At 42.6% G+C, this 20,240-nt stretch carries 15 protein-coding genes, 1 tRNA gene and 1 pseudogene; 8 read left to right on the top strand and 9 right to left on the bottom strand.

What is annotated here, in order from left to right; all coding sequences use genetic code 11:
* The first annotated feature begins 218 nt into the window (after positions 1-218).
* From glcD to PI95_RS13465, 4 genes are all read left to right on the top strand, one after another.
* Positions 219-1,688: a glycolate oxidase subunit GlcD gene (gene glcD, locus PI95_RS13450; protein ID WP_039740984.1), complete on the top strand. Its 1,470-nt coding sequence runs from the start codon at positions 219-221 to the stop codon at positions 1,686-1,688.
* Positions 1,689-2,108: 420 nt separating this feature from the next.
* Positions 2,109-3,335: a glycoside hydrolase family 10-like protein gene (locus PI95_RS13455; protein WP_039740982.1), complete on the top strand. Its 1,227-nt coding sequence runs from the start codon at positions 2,109-2,111 to the stop codon at positions 3,333-3,335.
* A 5-nt stretch (positions 3,336-3,340) separates the two neighbouring features.
* On the top strand, positions 3,341-3,910 hold the full coding sequence (locus PI95_RS13460) for a hypothetical protein (RefSeq protein WP_039740981.1): 570 nt from the start codon (positions 3,341-3,343) through the stop codon (positions 3,908-3,910).
* A 310-nt stretch (positions 3,911-4,220) separates the two neighbouring features.
* Positions 4,221-6,446, top strand: coding sequence for a PAS domain-containing sensor histidine kinase (locus PI95_RS13465; protein ID WP_039740979.1), 2,226 nt, complete (start codon positions 4,221-4,223; stop codon positions 6,444-6,446).
* Between the two features lie 63 nt (positions 6,447-6,509).
* On the opposite strand, the gene PI95_RS13470 is transcribed toward PI95_RS13465, so the two are convergent.
* Positions 6,510-7,127, bottom strand: a complete 618-nt coding sequence (locus PI95_RS13470) for an REP-associated tyrosine transposase (protein ID WP_444881577.1) — start codon at positions 7,125-7,127, stop codon at positions 6,510-6,512.
* A 173-nt stretch (positions 7,128-7,300) separates the two neighbouring features.
* Positions 7,301-7,843 carry a hypothetical protein gene (locus PI95_RS13475; RefSeq protein WP_039740977.1) on the bottom strand — a complete coding sequence of 181 codons (543 nt, stop codon included), beginning with the start codon at positions 7,841-7,843 and terminating at the stop codon, positions 7,301-7,303.
* A gap of 282 nt (positions 7,844-8,125) precedes the next feature.
* On the opposite strand from PI95_RS13475, the gene PI95_RS13480 reads away from it, so the two are divergent.
* Positions 8,126-8,197, top strand: a tRNA-Lys gene (locus PI95_RS13480).
* 69 nt (positions 8,198-8,266) lie between these two features.
* Here the strand turns inward: PI95_RS13480 and PI95_RS13485 are convergent.
* Positions 8,267-9,016 (bottom strand): GDSL-type esterase/lipase family protein, encoded by a 750-nt coding sequence (locus tag PI95_RS13485; RefSeq protein WP_039740975.1) that lies wholly within the window; start codon positions 9,014-9,016, stop codon positions 8,267-8,269.
* A gap of 29 nt (positions 9,017-9,045) precedes the next feature.
* Positions 9,046-9,951, bottom strand: coding sequence for a tRNA (adenosine(37)-N6)-dimethylallyltransferase MiaA (gene miaA, locus PI95_RS13490; RefSeq protein ID WP_039740973.1), 906 nt, complete (start codon positions 9,949-9,951; stop codon positions 9,046-9,048).
* A 675-nt stretch (positions 9,952-10,626) separates the two neighbouring features.
* Between miaA and gyrB the strand changes: the two genes are divergently transcribed.
* Complete coding sequence (gene gyrB / locus PI95_RS13495) at positions 10,627-13,821, top strand: DNA topoisomerase (ATP-hydrolyzing) subunit B (protein ID WP_444881578.1); 3,195 nt, start codon at positions 10,627-10,629, stop codon at positions 13,819-13,821.
* 39 nt (positions 13,822-13,860) lie between these two features.
* Here the strand turns inward: gyrB and PI95_RS13500 are convergent, their stop codons facing one another.
* Positions 13,861-15,081: an acetate kinase gene (locus tag PI95_RS13500; protein WP_039740966.1), complete on the bottom strand. Its 1,221-nt coding sequence runs from the start codon at positions 15,079-15,081 to the stop codon at positions 13,861-13,863.
* 124 nt (positions 15,082-15,205) lie between these two features.
* On the opposite strand from PI95_RS13500, the gene PI95_RS13505 reads away from it, so the two are divergent.
* Positions 15,206-15,727, top strand: a complete 522-nt coding sequence (locus tag PI95_RS13505) for a P-loop NTPase family protein (RefSeq protein WP_039740962.1) — start codon at positions 15,206-15,208, stop codon at positions 15,725-15,727.
* 77 nt (positions 15,728-15,804) lie between these two features.
* On the opposite strand, the gene PI95_RS13510 is transcribed toward PI95_RS13505, so the two are convergent.
* Entirely contained in the window at positions 15,805-16,812 is a 1,008-nt protein-coding gene (locus PI95_RS13510) for a transaldolase (RefSeq protein ID WP_039740960.1), read from the bottom strand.
* 101 nt (positions 16,813-16,913) lie between these two features.
* On the opposite strand from PI95_RS13510, the gene PI95_RS36800 reads away from it, so the two are divergent.
* Positions 16,914-17,045: a hypothetical protein gene (locus PI95_RS36800; protein WP_268896770.1), complete on the top strand. Its 132-nt coding sequence runs from the start codon at positions 16,914-16,916 to the stop codon at positions 17,043-17,045.
* A 117-nt stretch (positions 17,046-17,162) separates the two neighbouring features.
* Here PI95_RS36800 and pyk read toward each other — a convergent pair whose 3' ends face one another.
* From pyk to PI95_RS13530, 3 genes and pseudogenes are all read right to left on the bottom strand, one after another.
* Complete coding sequence (gene pyk, locus PI95_RS13520) at positions 17,163-18,593, bottom strand: pyruvate kinase (RefSeq protein WP_039740958.1); 1,431 nt, start codon at positions 18,591-18,593, stop codon at positions 17,163-17,165.
* 330 nt (positions 18,594-18,923) lie between these two features.
* A complete protein-coding gene (gene gap / locus PI95_RS13525) occupies positions 18,924-19,973 on the bottom strand; it encodes a type I glyceraldehyde-3-phosphate dehydrogenase (protein WP_039740956.1) in 1,050 nt (349 codons plus the stop codon).
* A 10-nt stretch (positions 19,974-19,983) separates the two neighbouring features.
* Positions 19,984-20,240: pseudogene (locus tag PI95_RS13530) on the bottom strand (hypothetical protein); the annotation flags it as partial.

Raw genomic sequence — 20,240 nt, forward strand, 5'->3', positions numbered from 1 at the left:
TACGCATGAGTGGCAAATTTATTAATAACAAGACAATTAAAGGTACATATAAGTTGATTCCTAGGGAAACCGATTTGAATCAAACTCAATTTGGAGAATTCACAGTAATTAAGGAAAATTAAAGCAAAAGACAACTAGTCTTGCATTACTAGATGTTACTTTCACATAAATACTGTAACAATATTTATAAAATCGTTGAAAATTAGTGCATTTCACCTATGCTTACCCAAGATAAACAACAACGCAACTGGAAACCGATTATTAAGCAATTTGAGGCTGTACTGGGCAAAAATGGGGTAGTACAGCGTCGAGAAGAACTGATTACTTATGAGTGTGATGGTTTGACTAGCTATCGTCAACGTCCAGCGGTGGTAGTTTTGCCAAGAACTACAGAACAAGTTGCCCAAGTCGTGAAGATATGCGATCGCTATTCTATCCCCTTTATCGCCCGTGGCTCTGGCACCGGTTTATCTGGTGGTGCTTTGCCAATTGAAGATTGCGTTTTAATTGTCACTTCTTTAATGCGGCAAATACTCAGCGTCGATTTAGAAAATCAGCGCGTAGTCGTTCAGCCTGGGGTAATTAACAATTGGGTGACACAAACTGTTTGTGGTGCTGGATTTTACTACGCTCCCGATCCTTCGAGTCAAATTATCTGCTCAATTGGTGGCAATGTCGCAGAAAATTCTGGTGGAGTACATTGCTTGAAGTACGGTGTCACCACTAACCACGTTCTCGGATTGAAAATTGTCACGCCTGATGGTTCAATTGTCGATATTGGCGGACAAATTCCGGAAATGCCTGGTTATGATTTAACAGGTATATTTGTTGGTTCCGAGGGCACTTTAGGAATTGCTACAGAAATTACTTTGCGAATTCTCAAAAGCGCAGAATCAATTTGCGTCCTTCTAGCAGATTTTACCACAGTTGAAGCCGCAGCGGAAAGTGTTTCTGACATCATCAGCGCCGGCATTATTCCCGGTGGGATGGAAATGATGGATAATATCAGCATCAATGCTGTGGAAGATGTAGTTGCTACAAATTGTTATCCCCGCGATGCAACGGCAATTTTGTTAGTAGAAATCGACGGTTTAGAAGTGGAAGTTACAGCAAATAAACAGCGCGTTGCAGAAATTTGTCTCAAGAATGGTGCGCGTAACATTACATCTGCTAGTGACTTAGAAACGCGATTAAAATTGTGGAAAGGACGCAAAGCCGCTTTTGCCGCTGCGGGAAATTTAAGTCCTGACTATTATGTTCAAGATGGTGTAATTCCCCGCACGCAATTACCTTACGTTTTGCAAGAAATTGAGGCATTAAGTCAAAAATTTGGTTATCAAATTGCGAATGTATTTCACGCTGGAGATGGCAATCTTCACCCGCTGATTTTATTTGATAATTCCGTGGAGGGTGCATTAGAAAAGGTGGAAGAAGTCGGCGGAGAAATTCTTAAACTTTGCGTGAGAGTAGGTGGAAGTATTTCTGGTGAACATGGCATTGGTGCAGATAAAAAATGTTATATGCCAGATATGTTTAGCGAAATCGATTTAGAAACTATGCAATGGGTTCGGCAAGTTTTTAATCCTCAAGGTTTAGCAAATCCTGGAAAGATTTTTCCCACACCGCGTACTTGTGGTGAAGCTGCTTCTGCAAGTAAGCAGCAGTTTGAAGGTGTGGAACGCTTTTAAATTTCGCGCCTTGGCGTAATACAATACAGATATTGTAGGGTGCGTTATAACGAAGTTTAACGCACCATTAATGGTATGAGATACCGTATTTTCGGCGGTAACACAGCTTCTTAGTGGTTTTATATTTAATTTAACCCACCTACTTAATATAAGTACAGAAACTTTGAATATGTAGCTATCTTAAATAATTCGTAAAAAAGGCTTTTCGGAAAGAAACGAACCGCAGAGACGCAGAGAACACAGAGGAAGAGTAAAAAAGAGTTTCACGTTCTCATTTATTATAAAAATTTACTTTAAATGTATTTTAAACCACAGATAAACTTTGTTTTTTTTTCTTTATAAAAAGCCGATAAAAATCCGGATTGAGAATATTTTAGTTTGTAGTTTACAATAGCCGAGAACAGTTAGTCAAAGCCACAAATGAATCGCTTTGCTCGTCGTTGTCTATTTTACTTATTATATTTAGGATTAATACTCAATTTAACAGTATTTTCGCTACCTGTACCTGTTAATACTCAAAGTATAAATTCACCGGAAATAACAGAAATTCGTGGCGTTTGGCTGACTAATGTGGCAAGTGGTGTGCTATTTGTTCCTTGGGGTATCAATCGCGCTTTAAATCAATTATCAAGGCTCAATTTTAATACGATTTATCCTGTCGTTTGGAATCGAGGATATACTTTTTATAAAAGTCTTGTTGCTAAACAAATTACTGGTTCAGATTCTCAACCTTTGCTGAAATTCATGCACGGGGGACGAGATGCTTTAACAAGCTTAGTCAAGCTTTCTCAAGCTAAAAATTTGAGTGTGATTCCCTGGTTTGAATATGGGTTGATGATACCCCATAATTCACAATTGGCAAAAAGTTATCCAGATTGGTTGACTATTGGGCAATCGGGTATTAAATCTATTCAAGAAAGTCCTCCGGAAGAAATTAACAACGGTGTAAATAAGGTGGCTTGGCTGAATCCTCTCCATCCGCAAGTTAAAGAGTTTATTAAAGCGTTAATTTTGGAAATCGTTAGTAATTACAATGTCGATGGTATTCAGCTTGACGACCACTTTGCGATGCCTGTACAGTTCGGTTATGATGCTTTCACTGTCAAAGTTTATCAACAAGAACATCAAGGTAAAAGTCCCCCTACAGATTGTTTTAACTCAGAATGGATGCGTTGGCGAGCGGATAAAATTACAGATTTCATGGCGGAAATTTATCAAGCTGTCAAAGCAGTTAAACCGAATGCGAAAATATCTCTATCGCCGAATTCTCAAGCTTTTGCTTATAAATATTACTTGCAAGATTGGGAAAGCTGGGTAAAAAAAGGTTTGGTGGATGAGTTGATTTTGCAGGTATATCGAGACGATCCTGACAGTTTTATGGCGGAAATCAGCGCACCAGCGGTACAATTTGCGCTGAGTCAAATACCTGTAGGAATAGGGATATCAACAGGTACTTTACGCGATTCTGTGGAAATTGCCCAAATTAAAGAACAAGTGAGAATGGTACGCGATCGCCATTTTGATGGTATCTCTTTTTTCTACTGGGAAAGTTTATGGGGTTACATCGCACCGGAATCCCCAAAACAACGGCGTCAGGCTTTTAGTGAGATTTTCAACGCTACAGCTAAGAAATCATTGCTGCCTTAAAAATAATGGTACTAAAACCTGTAAAATCTGAACTAGGGTTCACTTTGCTGTGGACTGTAACTACTTTTAGCGGCTTTCTGCTCAGTTTGCTTTTTGTTGAAATTGGCGAAAAGGCAGATGTGGGAATTTTACAAGCTGCCATCGGTTCAAGTGCGATCGCACTTCCTCAAAGTTTCCTTCTCAGACAACGCATCTTCTCAAAGATGTGGGTGTTATCAACTGTTTTCGGTTGGATTGTCATCACGGCTATCAGTGTTGGTGCTATGGGTTGGATCGTCTCTACAAGTCAATTTTTACCCTTTCGAGTCGTTTATGGCTCAGTTTATGCAGCAATTGGCGGTTTTGTTATCGGATTCTTTCAATGGCTGGCGATTTGTCCGTCTGTTCCCTCGGCTTGGCGATGGATATTTATAAGTTCTTTGAGTTGGGCGATCGCTATACCTGTAGGTTCTGTCATTGGTATGCTTTTGTACCGTCTATCAAGGGTATTTTTAGGCGAAATCGTCGGTTTAGCTATTACTTGGCTTTTGGTTGCTATTATTACAGGTATCAATGCTGACAAAATTTTTCGGTAAGATTGTAAAGAATTATAAAAATATTATTGATTTATAATTAAGTCTGTGCAAATATTTGAAAAAAGTATTAAAAATAACATTTAGGAAATTTACTTTAACCTGCAAATGCATTTTCGCCTTTAAAAAGCAGGATTTTTTCAACTGATATTAATTAAGCTTCAAAGCTTGGCACGAAAAGTCGAGAAAGATATAAACATCGCTCTCGTCAACGCGCTGGAATACATTGTTTGCGGGGAAGTGAAGAATTTATCGAAATATTATATATACAACCCGCCATGAGTTGAAGAAAGCAAAACTAGACAAAGATCGCATGAATATTAATCCATTGGAATCAACCGCAGAGTTGATACAAGCATCACCATCGGGTGCGATCGCCTCTGGCGGGGCTTTGCCCATCGCACTTCATGAGGAAAGTACTAGCGAGCAGCTTCTACTAAGCATATATAATTCTGTTGAAGCATCAATCTTTGTAGTAGATGTTTTAGAAAATGGGGATTTTCGGTATGTTGGGTTAAATCCAACTCACGAAAGATGGACTGGTATTCGTAAAGATGATTTGAGAGGGAAAACACCAGAAGAAGTACTTTCCCCAGTCGATGCGGCAAACGTGCGTCAGCATTATAGTGAGTGCGTGCGATGCAGCAAAACTATTTGCTACGAACAATGCTTGCAATTCCAGGGAATTCCTAGTTGGTGGAAAACAACGCTAACACCATTGCGAAATAGTAATTCCCGGATTTATCGATTAATTGGCACTAGTAAGAATATTACCGCTATCAAACAAGCAGAAGCAGGGGGAATTGACGCGCAGCGCGAGGAACTTCTAAAAGCGATCGCCGAACAAATTCACTCTGGTGTAGAATTACAGATAATTATCAATCAAACAGTAAAGAGAATTCGCTCTTTTTTAGAGAGCGATCGCGTCATCATTTATCGCTTCCAAGTCGATTGGAGTGGGATTATAATTGCCGAATCAACTATTGTTGCTGGTACTTCTCTTCTAGGAACAAACATCAAAGATACTTGTTTTAGTGAAAAATATATAGAACGTTACAAACGTGGTGGAATTCAAGTTTTAGAAGATATTTACGCGGCTGGTTTGCATCCTTGTCAAATTGACTTACTTGCCTCTTTCCAGGTTAAAGCCAACGTCGTCGTGCCGATTTTATTAAAGCAGGATTTGTGGGGCTTACTGATTGTCCACCATTGCCGATCGCCACGTCAATGGCAACAGACAGAAATTGATTTGCTCAAACAAATAGCTACTCAATTAGGAATTGCCGTACAGCAAACACAACTTCAGCAACAAATAGAAACTCTCAAAGCACAGTTTAACTCGCAGATGCAGTTAATTTTCAACTATGAAGCAGTTGTGCGCCGAATTACCGAAAAAATCCGCGACAGTTTAGATGAAACACAGGTTTTGCAAACAGTAACTCAGGAATTAGCAAAAGTCCTGAAAGCTGATTCTTGTCAAATTGAATTTTATAACAATTGTTGTAGTGTGGCAACAGTTGCCTATGAATACACTAATAGCAAATTTCCATGCCAAGAATCGAGCAGACAGATTGCAGACTTTCCAGAAATTTATCAGCAATTGTTGCAAAAAGAACCTTTACAATTTGTCCAAGTTGTGGGTGTGAATCCTCAAGCTGTAATGACATTAGCTTGTCCAATATTCGACGCACAAAAAATTTGGGGAAATCTGTGGCTGACAAGACAAACTCAAGAAGCTTTTGCAGAATTTGAAATTCAACTAGTACAGCAAATAGCCAACGAATGCGCGATCGCCATTTGTCAAGCGCGACTTTACAAAGCTGCACAAGCACAAGTTAAAGAACTAGAAAAACTCAAACATCTGAAAAACGACTTTTTGCGAACCCTTTCTCATGAATTGCGAACCCCCATAACCAGCATCAGTCTTGCAGCGCAAACATTAGAAAGTGTTCTCCAGCAAGAAGGAGTATTAGAAATAGAATTAGTTCCGCAACTGTTTGGGATACTTGAAAACGAATGTGAACGAGAAAGCAAATTAATTAACGATCTACTTACATTAACATACCTCGAAGCCGACATTGAGCCAATGACTTTAATAGCCATTGACTTACAAACCTGGCTTCCTTCTATCGTCGAGCCTTATCGAGAACGCATTTACTGCCAGCAGCAACAATTAAGTTTAAGTATTGCGAAAGAACTGCCATCTTTACAAATAGATATCACAGATTTGGAGCGTATTATCACAGAATTGTTAAATAATGCTTGTAAATATACTCCTGGTGGTGAAGCGATCGCAGTTTCAGCTTACTTGAAAGCAGACACAGTATGTCTTAGCGTTAGCAACACCGGCGTTGAGATACCCTCAGATGAACTTTCACGCATTTTCGATCCGTTTTACCGCATTCCCAAAAATGACCCCTGGAAATACGGTGGAACTGGATTAGGATTAGCATTAGTGAAGAAAATGGTCAAACATTTAAAAGCCACAATTGATGTAGAGAGTGCTGACAATAAAACCACCTTCACCATCCAATTTTAGCCTAACTCGTTCCTGTCCACTCGTTCCCAGACTCTGGCTGGGAATGCCTTCATGAGCGATGCCTCATCTTAACTCGTTCCCAGACTCTGGCTGGCAATGTCTTCTGTGAGGCTCTGTCTCCCCTAAATCAATCAACTCTACCTCTAATAACCCCGGTTGTCCCATATAATTACGGTAACTCGAATAGCGCCAATGAGCCGGATCATCTATATAACCACGTTTCACCGGATTATTATGGATATAATCCAACTTCTGTTTAAATATTTCCTCATCCAAAATAGCTTGTGGATGAAAACCTTCTTGCCAAACCTGATATTCTTGTTTTGTCTTATGTTTGAGTTTGTAGAATTCAAATTGATTAAGAATATAGCTAAAGTTATTTTTCTTAAGTAAGTCAATAATACAACGAGCCGTAAATGATTTAAAATCGCCTACTTCTTTAGATAAACTTGCGGCTGACGCAATTAAATGGAGATGATTCTCCATAATTACGTAACCATACAACTTTAATCGTTGCTGTCGTTGAAGAAAATTTAGAGAATTGAAAATAATTTCTGCGAATTCAACTTTACCAAACAGTGGCATCCAATTTACCACTGTGCAGGTGAGAAAGTGTGGCTGGGTTCCTAGTACGTGGTAGCGGTTGCGTCCCTTGGGCTGACCCAGGACAAAAATGGACAGCCTTCATCCGAAAATGTCGTGGGGGATCGAGGATCTAGTAAACAAGGCTGTCCATTTTTGTCTACTTTTTGTGAAACCCATAGTGTTACCTTATTATAGCGAGGCAGAGCCACAAGAGATGCATTCCCAGCAGTCGTGCTGGGAACGAGAAAACGAGTAAAGCAGAAAATGCTTTAGCTGATTTCAGTTTCACTAGCTGCATTTAAAAGTCCAGTAGCGACTTCAGCAGTTATGTCGCTTGCTACTTCCCCAGCAGCTTCACCAAGTATCTCTTCTGCTATATCACCAACTATTGCCGCAACTAAACCAATGCCAGGTATTGCCTCGATAGCCAGTCTGGTTCGCCTTTTGACTATCACCCTCACCACCACATTACACAGCTTTTTTTCATTTGGCGACTCAAAAAACTCGGCTGTATCATTAATAGCGTTACTCACTGTTTTACCCATAGTTGATGCGGCTTCATGAGTAAATTCTGCGGTTCCATTAACTGCATTACCTAACGTTTCACCAACAGATAATACAGCTGTGCCACATAAATTGACTGTGCTAGTAGCAACTTGACTTATCGCTTCACCCGTAACAGACATGTCTATGATGGCTTTTTCCCCAACCGATGACGCAACTTGTCCAACTGACTTTGCGGTTTGAACAGTTATACTGCCTACTGCTTCCTGTACGGACTCAACTGCTTTAGTGACTGATTGCCAATTCATAAAGTTGGTTATTGTAATAATTATTTAATAAATTTTATTGATGTATTGCTTAACTGTCATTATTATTCTTAGCAAAACATCCAACCTTTAAAATTAAATCAATTCACTTAAGTGAATGACATACGAAAATCCTAAAAACTATCTAATTAAAGTTACTGAAATTGAGGCAATGTAAAAATACATTTCCTCAATTCTTAAGCTATGCGAAATACTAAATTTCTCAAAAAAGCGGAAAAAATGCTGGCGTAAGACTCAAAGGTATGCTATTATTCATAATGGTGTGGGTGACTAGCTCAATGGTAGAGCATCAGACTCTTAATCTGCTGGTTCTGGGTTCGAGTCCCAGGTCACCCATTGAATGATGTACATTATTTTTCACAAGATAGCCTTTAAAGATGTTACAAAGGCAGTTTATAACCTATTTTATGGTTCAGGCGCAACCATATATTTTTCAATAACTGTCTTCCAAACTAAATATGCCTGACCATTTAAATGTAGCCCATCCACTGTATATTGAGCATCTAATTGGTTTTCTGAGTCTAATAAAAGAGAAAATATATCTATATATTCATAATTAAATTCTTTCGCTAAGTTTTTCAAGCCGGAATTAATTTTTAAGACGTTATTATTATCTTGCCAATATAGATAAACTTTATTGTTGACAGGTAAGACACTTTGCACAAATACTTTTGTTTTTGGTGTTTTTTCTTTCAAGTCACGTAAGATATTTTTATATTGTTCTAAAGTTGCTGTTACCGATTTCCCATCATTGATTAAATCGTTAATACCTATCATTAAGAATATTTGTTTTGGTTTGGATTCTAATATGGTATTTAAACGATGTAATATTCTCTCTGTGGTATCACCAGAAATACCCCTATTTTTTACATTCAATCCTAATAACTCTGTCCATTCACCTTCATCGGTGATACTATCACCCAACATAATGATATCCGATTCAGATAATGGTAGTTTTTCAAATTGGCTTTTTTTATGCCAATAGTAAGGCGGATAGTCAAAATGTTTACTCTTATTCTCGGGCAAAATATGCAAGACTTTATTAAATAAATATGACAAACCACCTTTTTTGGCAATAAATAAAGCGATAGCGATAAAAAATAAAATATTGAAAATACAGGAAAGTAGTAAGAAATTTTGAGTTTGATTAATCATATTTTTAAATTAAATATTAAATATTTAGCTTATTGTTGAGAATTCGTTAAAAAAAGCTGCACTCGCTGCCATACTTGTTCTAATAAATTAGGATTATCTGCATCAAACCACTCAATCTGTGGAGATACCTGAAACCATGTGCGTTGACGTTTGGCAAATTGTCGCGTATGCAAAATTGTTAATTCTTGAGCTTTATCTAAAGATATCTCATCTGCTAAATATTCTTTTATTTCTTGATATCCTAATGTATTTAACAAAGATAAGTCAGCACCATATTTCTGACAAAGATATTCTACTTCAGCTACTAAGCCATTTGCGATCATTTGCTCTGTGCGCTTTGCAATACGCTGGGTTAAGTGGTGAGAATCGCAATTTAAACCAATTTGCAAAATTGGATAATTTGGTGGATTCTCTCCTTGCTGTTCGGAAATAGGGCGACCAGTGACATAAAATACCTCTAATGCTCTTAAGGTTCGCACTGGATCGTTAGGGTGAATTTTTTGTGCTGCAACTGGATCAACTTGTTGCAACATGATGTAGAGTTGCATTTGACCGAAAGATTCGAGATGCGATCGCAATTCTTTCTGCGGTGCAACTCTGGGAATTTTCATTCCTTGTACAATAGAACGTATATATAAACCGGTACCACCAACTAGCAATAGTGGACGAAGATCAAAAGAAGCAATTAAGGCTTGTGCTTGCTGTTGGTAATCTGCTACCGTCATTATGTCTGTGGGAGCGCAAATATCTATTAAATAGTGTGACACCAACTTTTGTTCAGCCGTTGTTGGTTTAGCCGTACCAATATCAAACTCGCGGTACACTTGACGAGAATCTGCACTCAAAATTACAGAATTCAACTTTCTTGCCAAAGATAACGCTAACCCCGATTTACCTGTCGCCGTCGCTCCACAAATTACAATTAGTTTGGTCATTGGTCAAAGTAGGTCATTGGGCATTGGTAATTGGTTCGCCAGTGCGTTGGGGAGGCAGTGCGTTGGACGGGTTTCCCGGCTTGAAGCATCTGCCGTCGGGTCTCCCGACTTGAAGCACCTGGCGAACCCCGAAGGGGTAATGGGGAATTGGGCATTGGCATTGGGCTAGCGGGCAAGCGGGCAAGCGGGCTAGCGGGCAATTTCAGGAGGGGAAAAGGGAAAAGGGACTCATGGCAAGAAAGAAGAAATATTTCCCCCCTGCCTAAGAAAGCCCCCCCTGCCCCCCTCTTCCACTTCCCCCCTCTCTAGCAAGGCTTTTATGCTAGAATTTTGGAGCCTTTTCGCTTCTTTTTCGGCTAATGTAATTTTGGCACAAGCGATACTCACTCTTCAGACTTGCTGCGCGATGCTCATCACATCGATAATATATTAATCGCACTCAAAGCCAATCCATCAAGTAAACCAAGCCAGCTACATCCCCTATATAAACTTATCATCTAATTGCCCTACAGTCGCCTCCAACCCTTTTGTGTTAGAATTTTGGAGTGATTTGACTTTATTTGTATTTTAACGAGTTCACCCCCACGAATCAGGAGAAATTTCATGACGAGCAGTTACAGTGCCGATCAGATTCAAGTTCTGGAAGGTCTGGAACCCGTCCGCAAACGACCGGGGATGTACATCGGCACCACTGGTCCAAAGGGACTTCATCATCTAGTTTACGAGGTGGTGGACAATTCCGTTGATGAGGCTTTGGCTGGGTACTGTACCCATGTGGAGGTGGAAATCAATGCCGATGGTTCTGTAACGGTAACAGACGACGGTCGCGGTATTCCCACCGATACTGTCTCTAAGACGGGAAAATCAGCACTAGAAACGGTGATGACGGTACTCCACGCTGGAGGTAAATTTGGCGGCGGTGGTTACAAAGTTTCTGGGGGATTGCACGGAGTTGGTATTTCTGTTGTCAACGCTCTATCTGAGATGGTTGAAGTTACAGTTTGGCGAGATAAAAAAGTCCATGTCCAACGCTTTGAACGCGGTATTCCGGTTACTGAAATGAAAGTGAAGCCGTTGAAAGAAGCAAGAACCGGAACTTCTATCACCTTCAAGCCAGATGAGCAAATCTTCACTACGGGTATTGAGTTTGATTACATCACTTTAGCAGGTCGTCTGCGGGAATTGGCATATCTGAATGCCGGTGTGAAAATTATCTTCACCGACAACCGTTTAGAATTACTTAAAAGCGATACCCCCAAGGTAGAAACGTATGAGTATAAGGGCGGTATCAAAGAGTATATTGCCTACATCAACCGCGAGAAGCAGCCACTACATGAAGAAATTATTTTTGTGCAGGGGGAACGTAACAACGTGCAAGTTGAAGTGGCTTTGCAGTGGTGTACGGATGCTTATACGGATAACTTGTTAGGATTTGCGAATAATATTCGCACGGTAGATGGTGGTACGCACCTAGAGGGTTTGAAGACGGTTCTGACACGCACCTTGAATGCGATCGCCCGCAAGCGCAATAAAATTAAAGACAACGAACCAAACCTCAGCGGTGAACACGTCCGTGAAGGTTTAACAGCGGTAATTTCCGTCAAAGTCCCCGAACCGGAATTTGAAGGACAAACTAAAACCAAACTCGGTAACACCGAAGTCCGGGGAATTGTCGATTCTTTAGTTGGTGAAGTTCTCACCGAGTACTTAGAATTTCGCCCTGGTGTTGCCGATGCTGTTTTAGATAAAGCCATTCAAGCTTTCAAAGCCGCTGAAGCCGCACGTCATGCACGAGAGTTAGTCCGCCGCAAATCAGTACTGGAATCGTCGCCATTACCCGGTAAATTGGCAGATTGTAGCTCCAGAGATCCCGGTGAATCGGAGATTTTCATCGTCGAAGGCGATTCAGCGGGTGGTTGCTTCTTTTTATACACAAATATTTTACTTACTGATGGACGTGTACTGACGCTAAAAGAGATTATAGACGAGCAAGAACAAGGTAAAGAGAACTTCTGTTACACCATTAGGGAGAGTGGCAACATAGGTGTAGAACGTATTATTAATGCCAGACGAACCAAGGAAAATGCGGAAGTTGTGAAACTGACCTTGGACAACGGCGAAACAATTATCTGCACGCCAGATCATCCCTTTATGTTGCGAGATGGTAGTTATAAAGCAGCAGAATTACTGACTCCCGAAGATTCGCTGATGCCCATACATCGCAAGCTCTCCCAGAAAAATGAACGAGGAACTGGGCTGAATGGCTACGAAATGGTTTGGAATCCATTGAAAGATACATGGATTTATACGCATTTATTAGCAGATTTCTATAACCTTGAGCATGGTGTTTATCAGTCTTTAGGTAGATGTCATCGTCATCATGTCGATTTCAACAAACTGAACAACAATCCGACAAACATCAAGCAAATGTCGCCGGAAGCGCACTTAGAACTGCATCGGCAAAACTTGGAAAAGACATTACATCGACCAGATGTAATTGAAAAGAGCCGCCAAATTCATCAAAGTGAAGAATTTCGCGCTTTTATGAGCGAACGGATGCAGCAAGAGCAAACGCGGCAAATTCTCTCAGAACAAGCGAAAGCGCAGTGGGAAGATGAAGTCTACAAGGCTTATATGCTTGCTAAATGGCGTGAATTTTATGAAAGTAATGAGACTTATCGGCAAGAAAATAGCGAGCAACTCAATCGAGCGCAACAAGAGTATTGGAGTGATGAAGCAAATCGTCTAACTCAATCTCAACGAGTGCGCGAGTACTTTGAAAATAATCCGCAAGCGCGGAAGGTGCTTTCAGAATTAGCGAAAAAACAATGGGAAGACAAAGATTTATTAGATTGGCGTCGAGAAAAAACCAAGGAACAATGGACGTGGGAATTTCGCGAACAACGTCGTGAAGCGTTAGAGAAAACCTACTATTTCAAAACGATCGCCGCTTTGAAGGAAGTTGAATTGCAAATCGGCTGCTTGGATTTAGAAGTTTATCGGTGTTATCGCAAGCATACACGCGACAAATCTATGCTGCGTTGGGAGACTTTTTGCGTTGGCGAAGCCTGCGCTCCGCGCACTCGATATTTTCATGGTAATCGCAGCCGAGCGCGTGAAGCTGTGAAAAACTACAACCATCGCGTTGTTTCTATTGATCGCTTGGAAGAAAGAATGGATGTTTACGATATCGAAGTTCCTAACTCTCACAACTTTGCTTTGGCAAGTGGTGTGTTTGTGCATAACAGCGCTAAACAAGGACGCGATCGCCGAACTCAAGCCATCCTTCCCCTACGCGGTAAAATCCTGAATATCGAAAAAACCGACGATGCCAAAATCTACAAAAACAACGAAGTTCAATCGTTGATTACGGCGCTTGGTTTGGGTGTAAAAGGTGATGAATTCGACTCTAGCCAACTGCGTTATCACCGCATAGTCATCATGACAGACGCTGACGTAGATGGAGCGCACATCCGAACACTGTTGTTAACTTTCTTTTATCGGTATCAGCGATCGCTTATCGAACAGGGTTTCATATATATTGCTTGTCCGCCACTATATAAAGTAGAGCGAGGACGCAATTATTACTACTGTTATAGCGATCGCGAACTGCAACAGCGCATAGCTGAGTTTCCCGAAAATGCCAACTACACTATCCAACGGTTCAAAGGTTTGGGGGAAATGATGCCAGAACAACTCTGGACAACAACAATGAACCCAGAAACCCGCACCTTCAAACAAGTGGAAATTGAGGATGCAGCCGAAGCCGATCGCATTTTCACTATTTTAATGGGCGATCGCGTCGCACCGAGACGCGAATTCATTGAAACCTACGGTTCTAAACTTGACCTCACAGATTTAGATATCTAAAAAGTGTGAAGGGTAAGGATTAAGAATGAGTAACTTCTTTTACCTTGAGATGAGGTGTTGCCAAGTCCAAGTCGCGATCGCCCAATCTTCTTGAGTATGTATCACAAGTACCCGCACACCCGATTCAGTGGTAGCAATATCCTCATCAACAGGTTTGCGGGTATTTTTTTCCGGGTCAATTTTCATACCCAAAAATCCAAAGGCATCACAAGCAGCTTGGCGAATTGCTGGAGAATTTTCACCAACGCCGGCGGTAAACACCAAAACATCTAATCCCCCCAGACTGGCAAGCATCGCCCCAATCCCAGAACGCAAGCGATGTACGTACATATCCCAAGCAAGTTGAGCGCGATAATTGCCTTGGGCGATCGCCTCCATAACTTGCGGCAAATCGCTGGATACACCCGAAATTCCACGTAAGCCAGAAGCTTTATTTAAGACATAATCTAAGCGCTCGGCTGAGTAATTTGATTGCCGCAACAGATGAATCAAAATGCCCGGATCGACCGAACCAGAACGGCTGCCCATCATCAATCCATCTAAGGGCGTGAATCCCATTGTCGTGTCAACACTGCGACCGTTTTTAATCGCCGCCAAAGAGCAACCATTGCCTAAATGACAGGTGATTATCCGTAAAGAAGCTAAATCTCGACCAAGAATTTGAGCCGCACGTTTAGAGCAGTATTCGTGACTGATACCATGAAAGCCGTAGCGACGGATACCTTGTTCTATCCATTCGTAGGGACCGGGATAAATTGCTGCTGCATCGGGGATATGCGAATGAAAACCCGTATCAAAAACTGCCACTTGGGGTATATTTCCCAAGCTTTTCTCAATCGCTGCAATTCCTTCCAAAGCGGCTGGATTATGTGCTGGAGCTAAGTTAGAAAGACGAGCGATCGCCTTTTTCACCTCATCAGTAATTACCACACTAGCACGGTAATCTTGCCCACCATGTACCACACGATGTCCCACCCCGTCGATTTCTGAAAGCTGACTAATCACCTTCGTGGAACCGCGAGTCAAGGTATGAAGCATATAAGCGACGTGTGCCGGTCGGGAATCAGCGTAGATTTCTTCCTCCAGCACCCCACCCGTAGCTGATTTCACCTTGATTTCTGCCACACCGCGATCTTGAGTCCATTTAACTTTACCTTCCCACAGCGGTTGAAGTGGTTCTGTGGGCAAAGCTGATTCTGTGATTTCATACAAACAACTCTTTTGGCTGCTAGATCCGGCATTCAGTACCAATATTTTCATCGCTTTTTATTGCCAGCAAGTTTTGTGAGCTATGATTCGCTAACTGCTTGAGAAAGTCTCTGTTAAAAGTTTAGTCAAAGGCTAAAGATAAAAGCTATGAAGAAGCAATAAAAGGAGAGTGGCGATGAAAAAAGTAGCGGTGTTTGGCAATGCTGGAGGCGGTAAATCAACTCTAAGCAAGAGATTATCCCAAATCACGGGTTTGCCACTTCACGTCTTGGACAAGGTTAAATATCAATCAGGGGGTACGGAGGTTCCCCCTGAAGACTATAAGCGTGCCCATCAGCAAATTTTGGCTACTGACCGATGGATTATCGACGGGTTTGGTTGCATGGAAACCCTCTGGCTACGCCTGGACGAGGCGGATAGTCTGGTTTATGTGGATTTACCGCTATATGTTCATTTCTGGTGGGTAACTAAACGACTAATCACAGGTTACTTTAAACCACCAGTAGGCTGGCACTCCAACAGTCCAATATTAAAGAGTTCGATTAATAGTTACCGTGTGCTTTGGTTATGTCACAAATATTTGACACCAAAATATCGTGAGTATATCGAGCAGGCTCAAAGCATCAAAAGTGTTTATCACATTCGATCAACTAAACAGATTTCGCAATTTTTTGAATTAATTAATGCAGGAGACTAACTTTAACGATGGTGCATTAGCAAATACGTTTGTTTCCTCGTTCCTTGCCTCTGGCAAGGAACGAGGGGAGGGATATGTTATGCGGCGCCGACTTTAACGTTTGCTTCCAGAGTAGATAATCTTTCGGCAAGTAGTTTTTCTAAGCTTTCCAAAGCTTTGGTGAAGCCATCGATACCTTCGGATAGTTTATCAAATGCCATGCGATCGCTCACATGCATTTTTTCAAAGATATCTTTATCCATCGGTGTTTTTTCAATACCCATCTTTGGTGCATTCTTTGGATCGAGTTTGCGTGGCAATGCGTTTGTAGTCGCTTGCAACTCAGTCAAAAGTGCCGGAGAAATCGTCAACAAATCACAACCAGCTAATTCAGTAATTTCACCAATGTTACGGAAACTAGCTCCCATAACTTCAGTTTTGTAGCCGAACTTCTTATAGTAGTTGTAGATTGTTGTCACAGACAAAACACCGGGGTCTTCGTGTGCGGGATAGCTATCGCGTCCGGTGTCTTTCTTGTACCAGTCGAGAATCCGCCCGACAAACGGAGAAATTAGAGTAACACCAGCTTCTGCACAAGCGATCGCCTGGTGAATCCCAAACAATAAAGTCAGGTTGCAGTGAATACCTTCTTTCTCCAGAATTTCCGCAGCGCGAATGCCTTCCCAAGTAGCAGCAATTTTGATGAGAACGCGATCGCGTCCAACTCCAGCCGAAGAGTATTGAGCAATCAATTCCCGCGCTTTATTCACCGTCGCCTCAGTATCATACGACAAACGCGCATCTACTTCCGTAGACACCCGACCGGGAATGATTTGCAAAATCTTCAATCCAAACGACACCGCCAAACGGTCAAACGCCATCACAACGATTTGCGCTTGGCTTGCGCTCGATCCTGCATCTTTCTTTGCTTGGAGTAATGTCTGATCGACAATTTCCTGATATTCTGGCATCTGTGCCGCAGCAGTAATCAGGGATGGATTTGTCGTAGCATCTTGTGGCTTAAACTTCTCAATTGCCTGAATATCTCCCGTATCTGCCACGACAACGGTCATTGACCGCAATTGTTCCAGTAAATTTTTAGACATACATACTCCGTGAATGTTGTTTATTTAGGATTTACTTATTCCCTCTTCTTGACATCCTTCGCTGCACCTTCAATTCCAATTGTGGCAACTTTTCTTCACAATTGCCCATCTGGGGAGAGGGGGGGGACAAGGGAGACAAGGGGACAAGGGGACAAGGAGAACAAGGAGGACAAGGAGGACAAGGAGGACAAGGGGGACAGCGAGATAGGCAGACAAGGAGAATTTTTGAATAATACTCCCCTTGTCTCCCCCTCCCCTTGTCCCCCCATCCCCCCATCCCCCCATCCCCCCCTCTCCTTGTCTCCTTGTCTCCCTGTCTCCCCCTCTCCCCAATGCCCCATTCTACGAAGTCAGGCAGAAATAGGCTGTCCAATTGTATGCACTTTAATTAAACTGGTTGTGCCTGATTTACCAACAGGGACGCCGGATGTAATCACGACTTTATCGCCGTTGTTTGCCAAACCCATGTCTACAACGCTTTTCACCACATTCGTAAACATTTCTTCGGCGTTGTGGACTGGGGGAATTAAGCAAGGAACTACACCCCAGGAAAGTGCAAGCTGACGGTAAGTGGTTTCTAGGGGCGTGAGGGCGATAATTGGGGTTGTCGGACGGTATTTAGAGACTAATTGCGCTGTACTTCCAGAAGACGTGTTGCAGAGAATTGCCCTTGCACCTGTTTCGTAAGCGACGCGACAAACCGCTTCGGCGACAGATTCAGTGACGCTGAGACTACCGCCCTTGTGAGTCCAAGAATGTCTGGCACCTTCTTGTAAAGATTGTTCTGTCCGCACGGCGATATTGTGCATCATCTCAACTGCGGCGATCGCATATTGTCCGACGGCAGTTTCTCCAGAAAGCATCACCGCATCCGTACCATCCAGGATAGAGTTTGCAACATCCGTTGCTTCGGCGCGGGTGGGATCGGGAGCGCTAATCATCGACTCTAACATTTGCGTGGCAGTAATTACAGGCTTGCCGGCTTGGTTGCAGCGGCGTGTAATTTCTTTTTGAATTAGGGGGACTTCATAAATGGGCATTTCTACCCCCAAATCGCCACGGGCAATCATAATGGCGTCGGCAACTTCTAAGATGCTATCTAAATCTTCTACTGCTTCTCGTCTTTCGATTTTGGCGATGATGCGAATGTTAGCACCTGCGGCTTCTACCATTCGTTGTGCGGGTTCTAAATCTTGAGCCGATCGCACAAACGAAACCGCTACCCAGTCTACACCCAACTGAATGCCAAAGCGCAAATCGAGCAAGTCTTTTTCGGTAATCGAACTGACGGGTAAACGTGTTTCTGGCAAGTTTACACCTTTGCTGGTGGAAATAACTCCACCAATTTTCACCAACGCTCGAATTTTATCGGCATCGCGATCGCTTACAATCAATTTCACGCGACCATCGTTAATTAAAATCGGTTCACCAGGTCGCACCATTGCAAATAAAGTCGGCAATGGTAGCGGCAATTCGTCGATACTGCTACCTTGCTCTTGCAGCACAAAAGTTACTTCTTGTCCAGCCTCTACAGTTAGTCCTTCTGGTGGCAAAACGCCCAAACGAATCTTTGGACCGCACAAATCTTGCATAATCGCGATCGGATGAAGCGTATCCGCGCTAATCTTCCTTAGATGATGAAGCGTTTGCGCGTGGAATTCATGCGCCCCGTGAGAGAAATTCAACCGCGCTACATTCATTCCCGCATCTACCAACGCTTGCAGCCGTTCGGGTGCAGATGTAGCAGGTCCTACAGTACAAATAATCTTGGTTCGACGCATAAAGTTTAGGGGTTCGGAGTTTAGGAAAGCAAATATTCAGACAGCGCGTAAAAAAATAACTGTAATGCACCATGATTTGCTGCTTTTGCGGATTACGCTACCCCTCAGAAATACGACGATTATGTTAAGTCAAGAGTCAAGAGTCAACAGTCAACAGTCCAAAGTCAAGAGTCAACAGTCCAAAGTCAAGAGTCAACAGTCAAGAGTCAACAGTCCAAAGTCAAGAGTCAACAGTCCAAAGTCAAGAGTCAAAAGTCCAAAGTTTTTGCACCATTGACCATTGACCATTGACTATTGACCATTGACCATTGACCATTGACTAATGACTAATCAACCGACAGTGGCAGCTACACGTTCTAACAGTCCTTCTTTTTGTGCCATCGATAACATCAAGTCAACTACACGATTAGAGTAGCCCCACTCGTTGTCATACCAGGCAACAACCTTAAAGAAGTTGGAATTTAGTTCCATACCGGCGCCGGCATCAAAGATACTAGAACGGCGATCGCCTTGAAAGTCGGTGGAAACTACTTCATCTTCTGTGTAACCCAAAATACCTGCCATTCCTCCTTCAGAAGCTGCCTTCATTGCCGCACAAATTTCTTTGTAGCTGGTGGCTTTATCTGTCTTAAAGGTCAAATCAACCACGGAGACATCAGGGGTCGGGACTCGCAATGCCATACCAGTTAGCTTACCCTTTAACTCTGGTAAAACCAAAGCTACGGCTTTCGCGGCTCCTGTAGAAGAGGGTATGATATTTTGGGCGGCACCGCGACCACCGCGCCAATCTTTCTTAGAAGGACCGTCTACTGTGGGCTGGGTAGCTGTCATCGCGTGGACGGTGGTCATTAACCCTTCAGTTAAACCGAAGTTATCGTTAATTACTTTGGCAATGGGAGCCAAACAGTTTGTAGTGCAGCTAGCATTAGAGACGATCGCATCTTTTGCGGGGTCAAATATGTCGTGATTGACACCAACTAACAAAGTACGAACTTTCTCCGGCTCTTTTGTGGGAGCAGATATCACAACCCGCTTGGCTCCAGCTTTTAAGTGGTTTCCGGCTCCTTCCGAATCGGTAAAAAGCCCCGTAGATTCCACGACATAATCGGCGCTTAATTTACCCCAAGGCAATTCCGCCGGATTCCGCATCGACACGCAAGGAATGAAGCGTCCATCGACAACGATACCATCCTCCTTAGCTTCAACGTTGCCCTGATAAGTTCCGTGGGTAGAGTCGTATTTTAATAAATAAGCCAAGTTATCTGGTGGTACTAAGTCATTAATCCCCACAAACTCGATATTGGGATTATTCATACCAGCGCGAAACACTAACCGTCCGATGCGTCCAAATCCATTGATGCCAACTTTCAGTTTAACCAAGATTAACCTCCTATAACAGACTTCTTTCACTTATTCGGGGAATGGGGAGTGGGGAGTGGGGAGTGGGGAAGGGGGGATGGGGAGACAAGGGAGACAAGGGAGAGGGGGGAGACAAGGGAGAGGAGGAGACAAACTCCCCCTGCAAGAAAGCAAGAAAACCCCCTTGTCCTCCTTGTCCTCCTTGTCCACGGACACCTTCCTCAACGGGGGGGAACCCCCGCACGGAAGTGTCCTCCCCTTGTCCTCCTTGTCCTCCTTGTCCTCCTT

Origin of the sequence: Hassallia byssoidea VB512170, assembly GCF_000817785.2 — a bacterium.
GTDB lineage: Bacteria > Cyanobacteriota > Cyanobacteriia > Cyanobacteriales > Nostocaceae > Hassallia > Hassallia carrinoi.

Bases quoted from the DNA above. Each gene is read 5' to 3' on its own strand.
- glcD (WP_039740984.1), top strand. From the start codon at position 219: ATGCTTACCCAAGATAAACAACAACGCAACTGGAAACCGATTATTAAG.
- PI95_RS13455 (WP_039740982.1), top strand. From the start codon at position 2,109: ATGAATCGCTTTGCTCGTCGTTGTCTATTTTACTTATTATATTTAGGA.
- PI95_RS13460 (WP_039740981.1), top strand. From the start codon at position 3,341: ATGGTACTAAAACCTGTAAAATCTGAACTAGGGTTCACTTTGCTGTGG.
- PI95_RS13465 (WP_039740979.1), top strand. From the start codon at position 4,221: ATGAATATTAATCCATTGGAATCAACCGCAGAGTTGATACAAGCATCA.
- PI95_RS13475 (WP_039740977.1), bottom strand. From the start codon at position 7,843: ATGAATTGGCAATCAGTCACTAAAGCAGTTGAGTCCGTACAGGAAGCA.
- PI95_RS13485 (WP_039740975.1), bottom strand. From the start codon at position 9,016: ATGATTAATCAAACTCAAAATTTCTTACTACTTTCCTGTATTTTCAAT.
- miaA (WP_039740973.1), bottom strand. From the start codon at position 9,951: ATGACCAAACTAATTGTAATTTGTGGAGCGACGGCGACAGGTAAATCG.
- gyrB (WP_444881578.1), top strand. From the start codon at position 10,627: ATGTACATCGGCACCACTGGTCCAAAGGGACTTCATCATCTAGTTTAC.
- PI95_RS13500 (WP_039740966.1), bottom strand. From the start codon at position 15,081: ATGAAAATATTGGTACTGAATGCCGGATCTAGCAGCCAAAAGAGTTGT.
- PI95_RS13505 (WP_039740962.1), top strand. From the start codon at position 15,206: ATGAAAAAAGTAGCGGTGTTTGGCAATGCTGGAGGCGGTAAATCAACT.
- PI95_RS13510 (WP_039740960.1), bottom strand. From the start codon at position 16,812: ATGTCTAAAAATTTACTGGAACAATTGCGGTCAATGACCGTTGTCGTG.
- pyk (WP_039740958.1), bottom strand. From the start codon at position 18,593: ATGCGTCGAACCAAGATTATTTGTACTGTAGGACCTGCTACATCTGCA.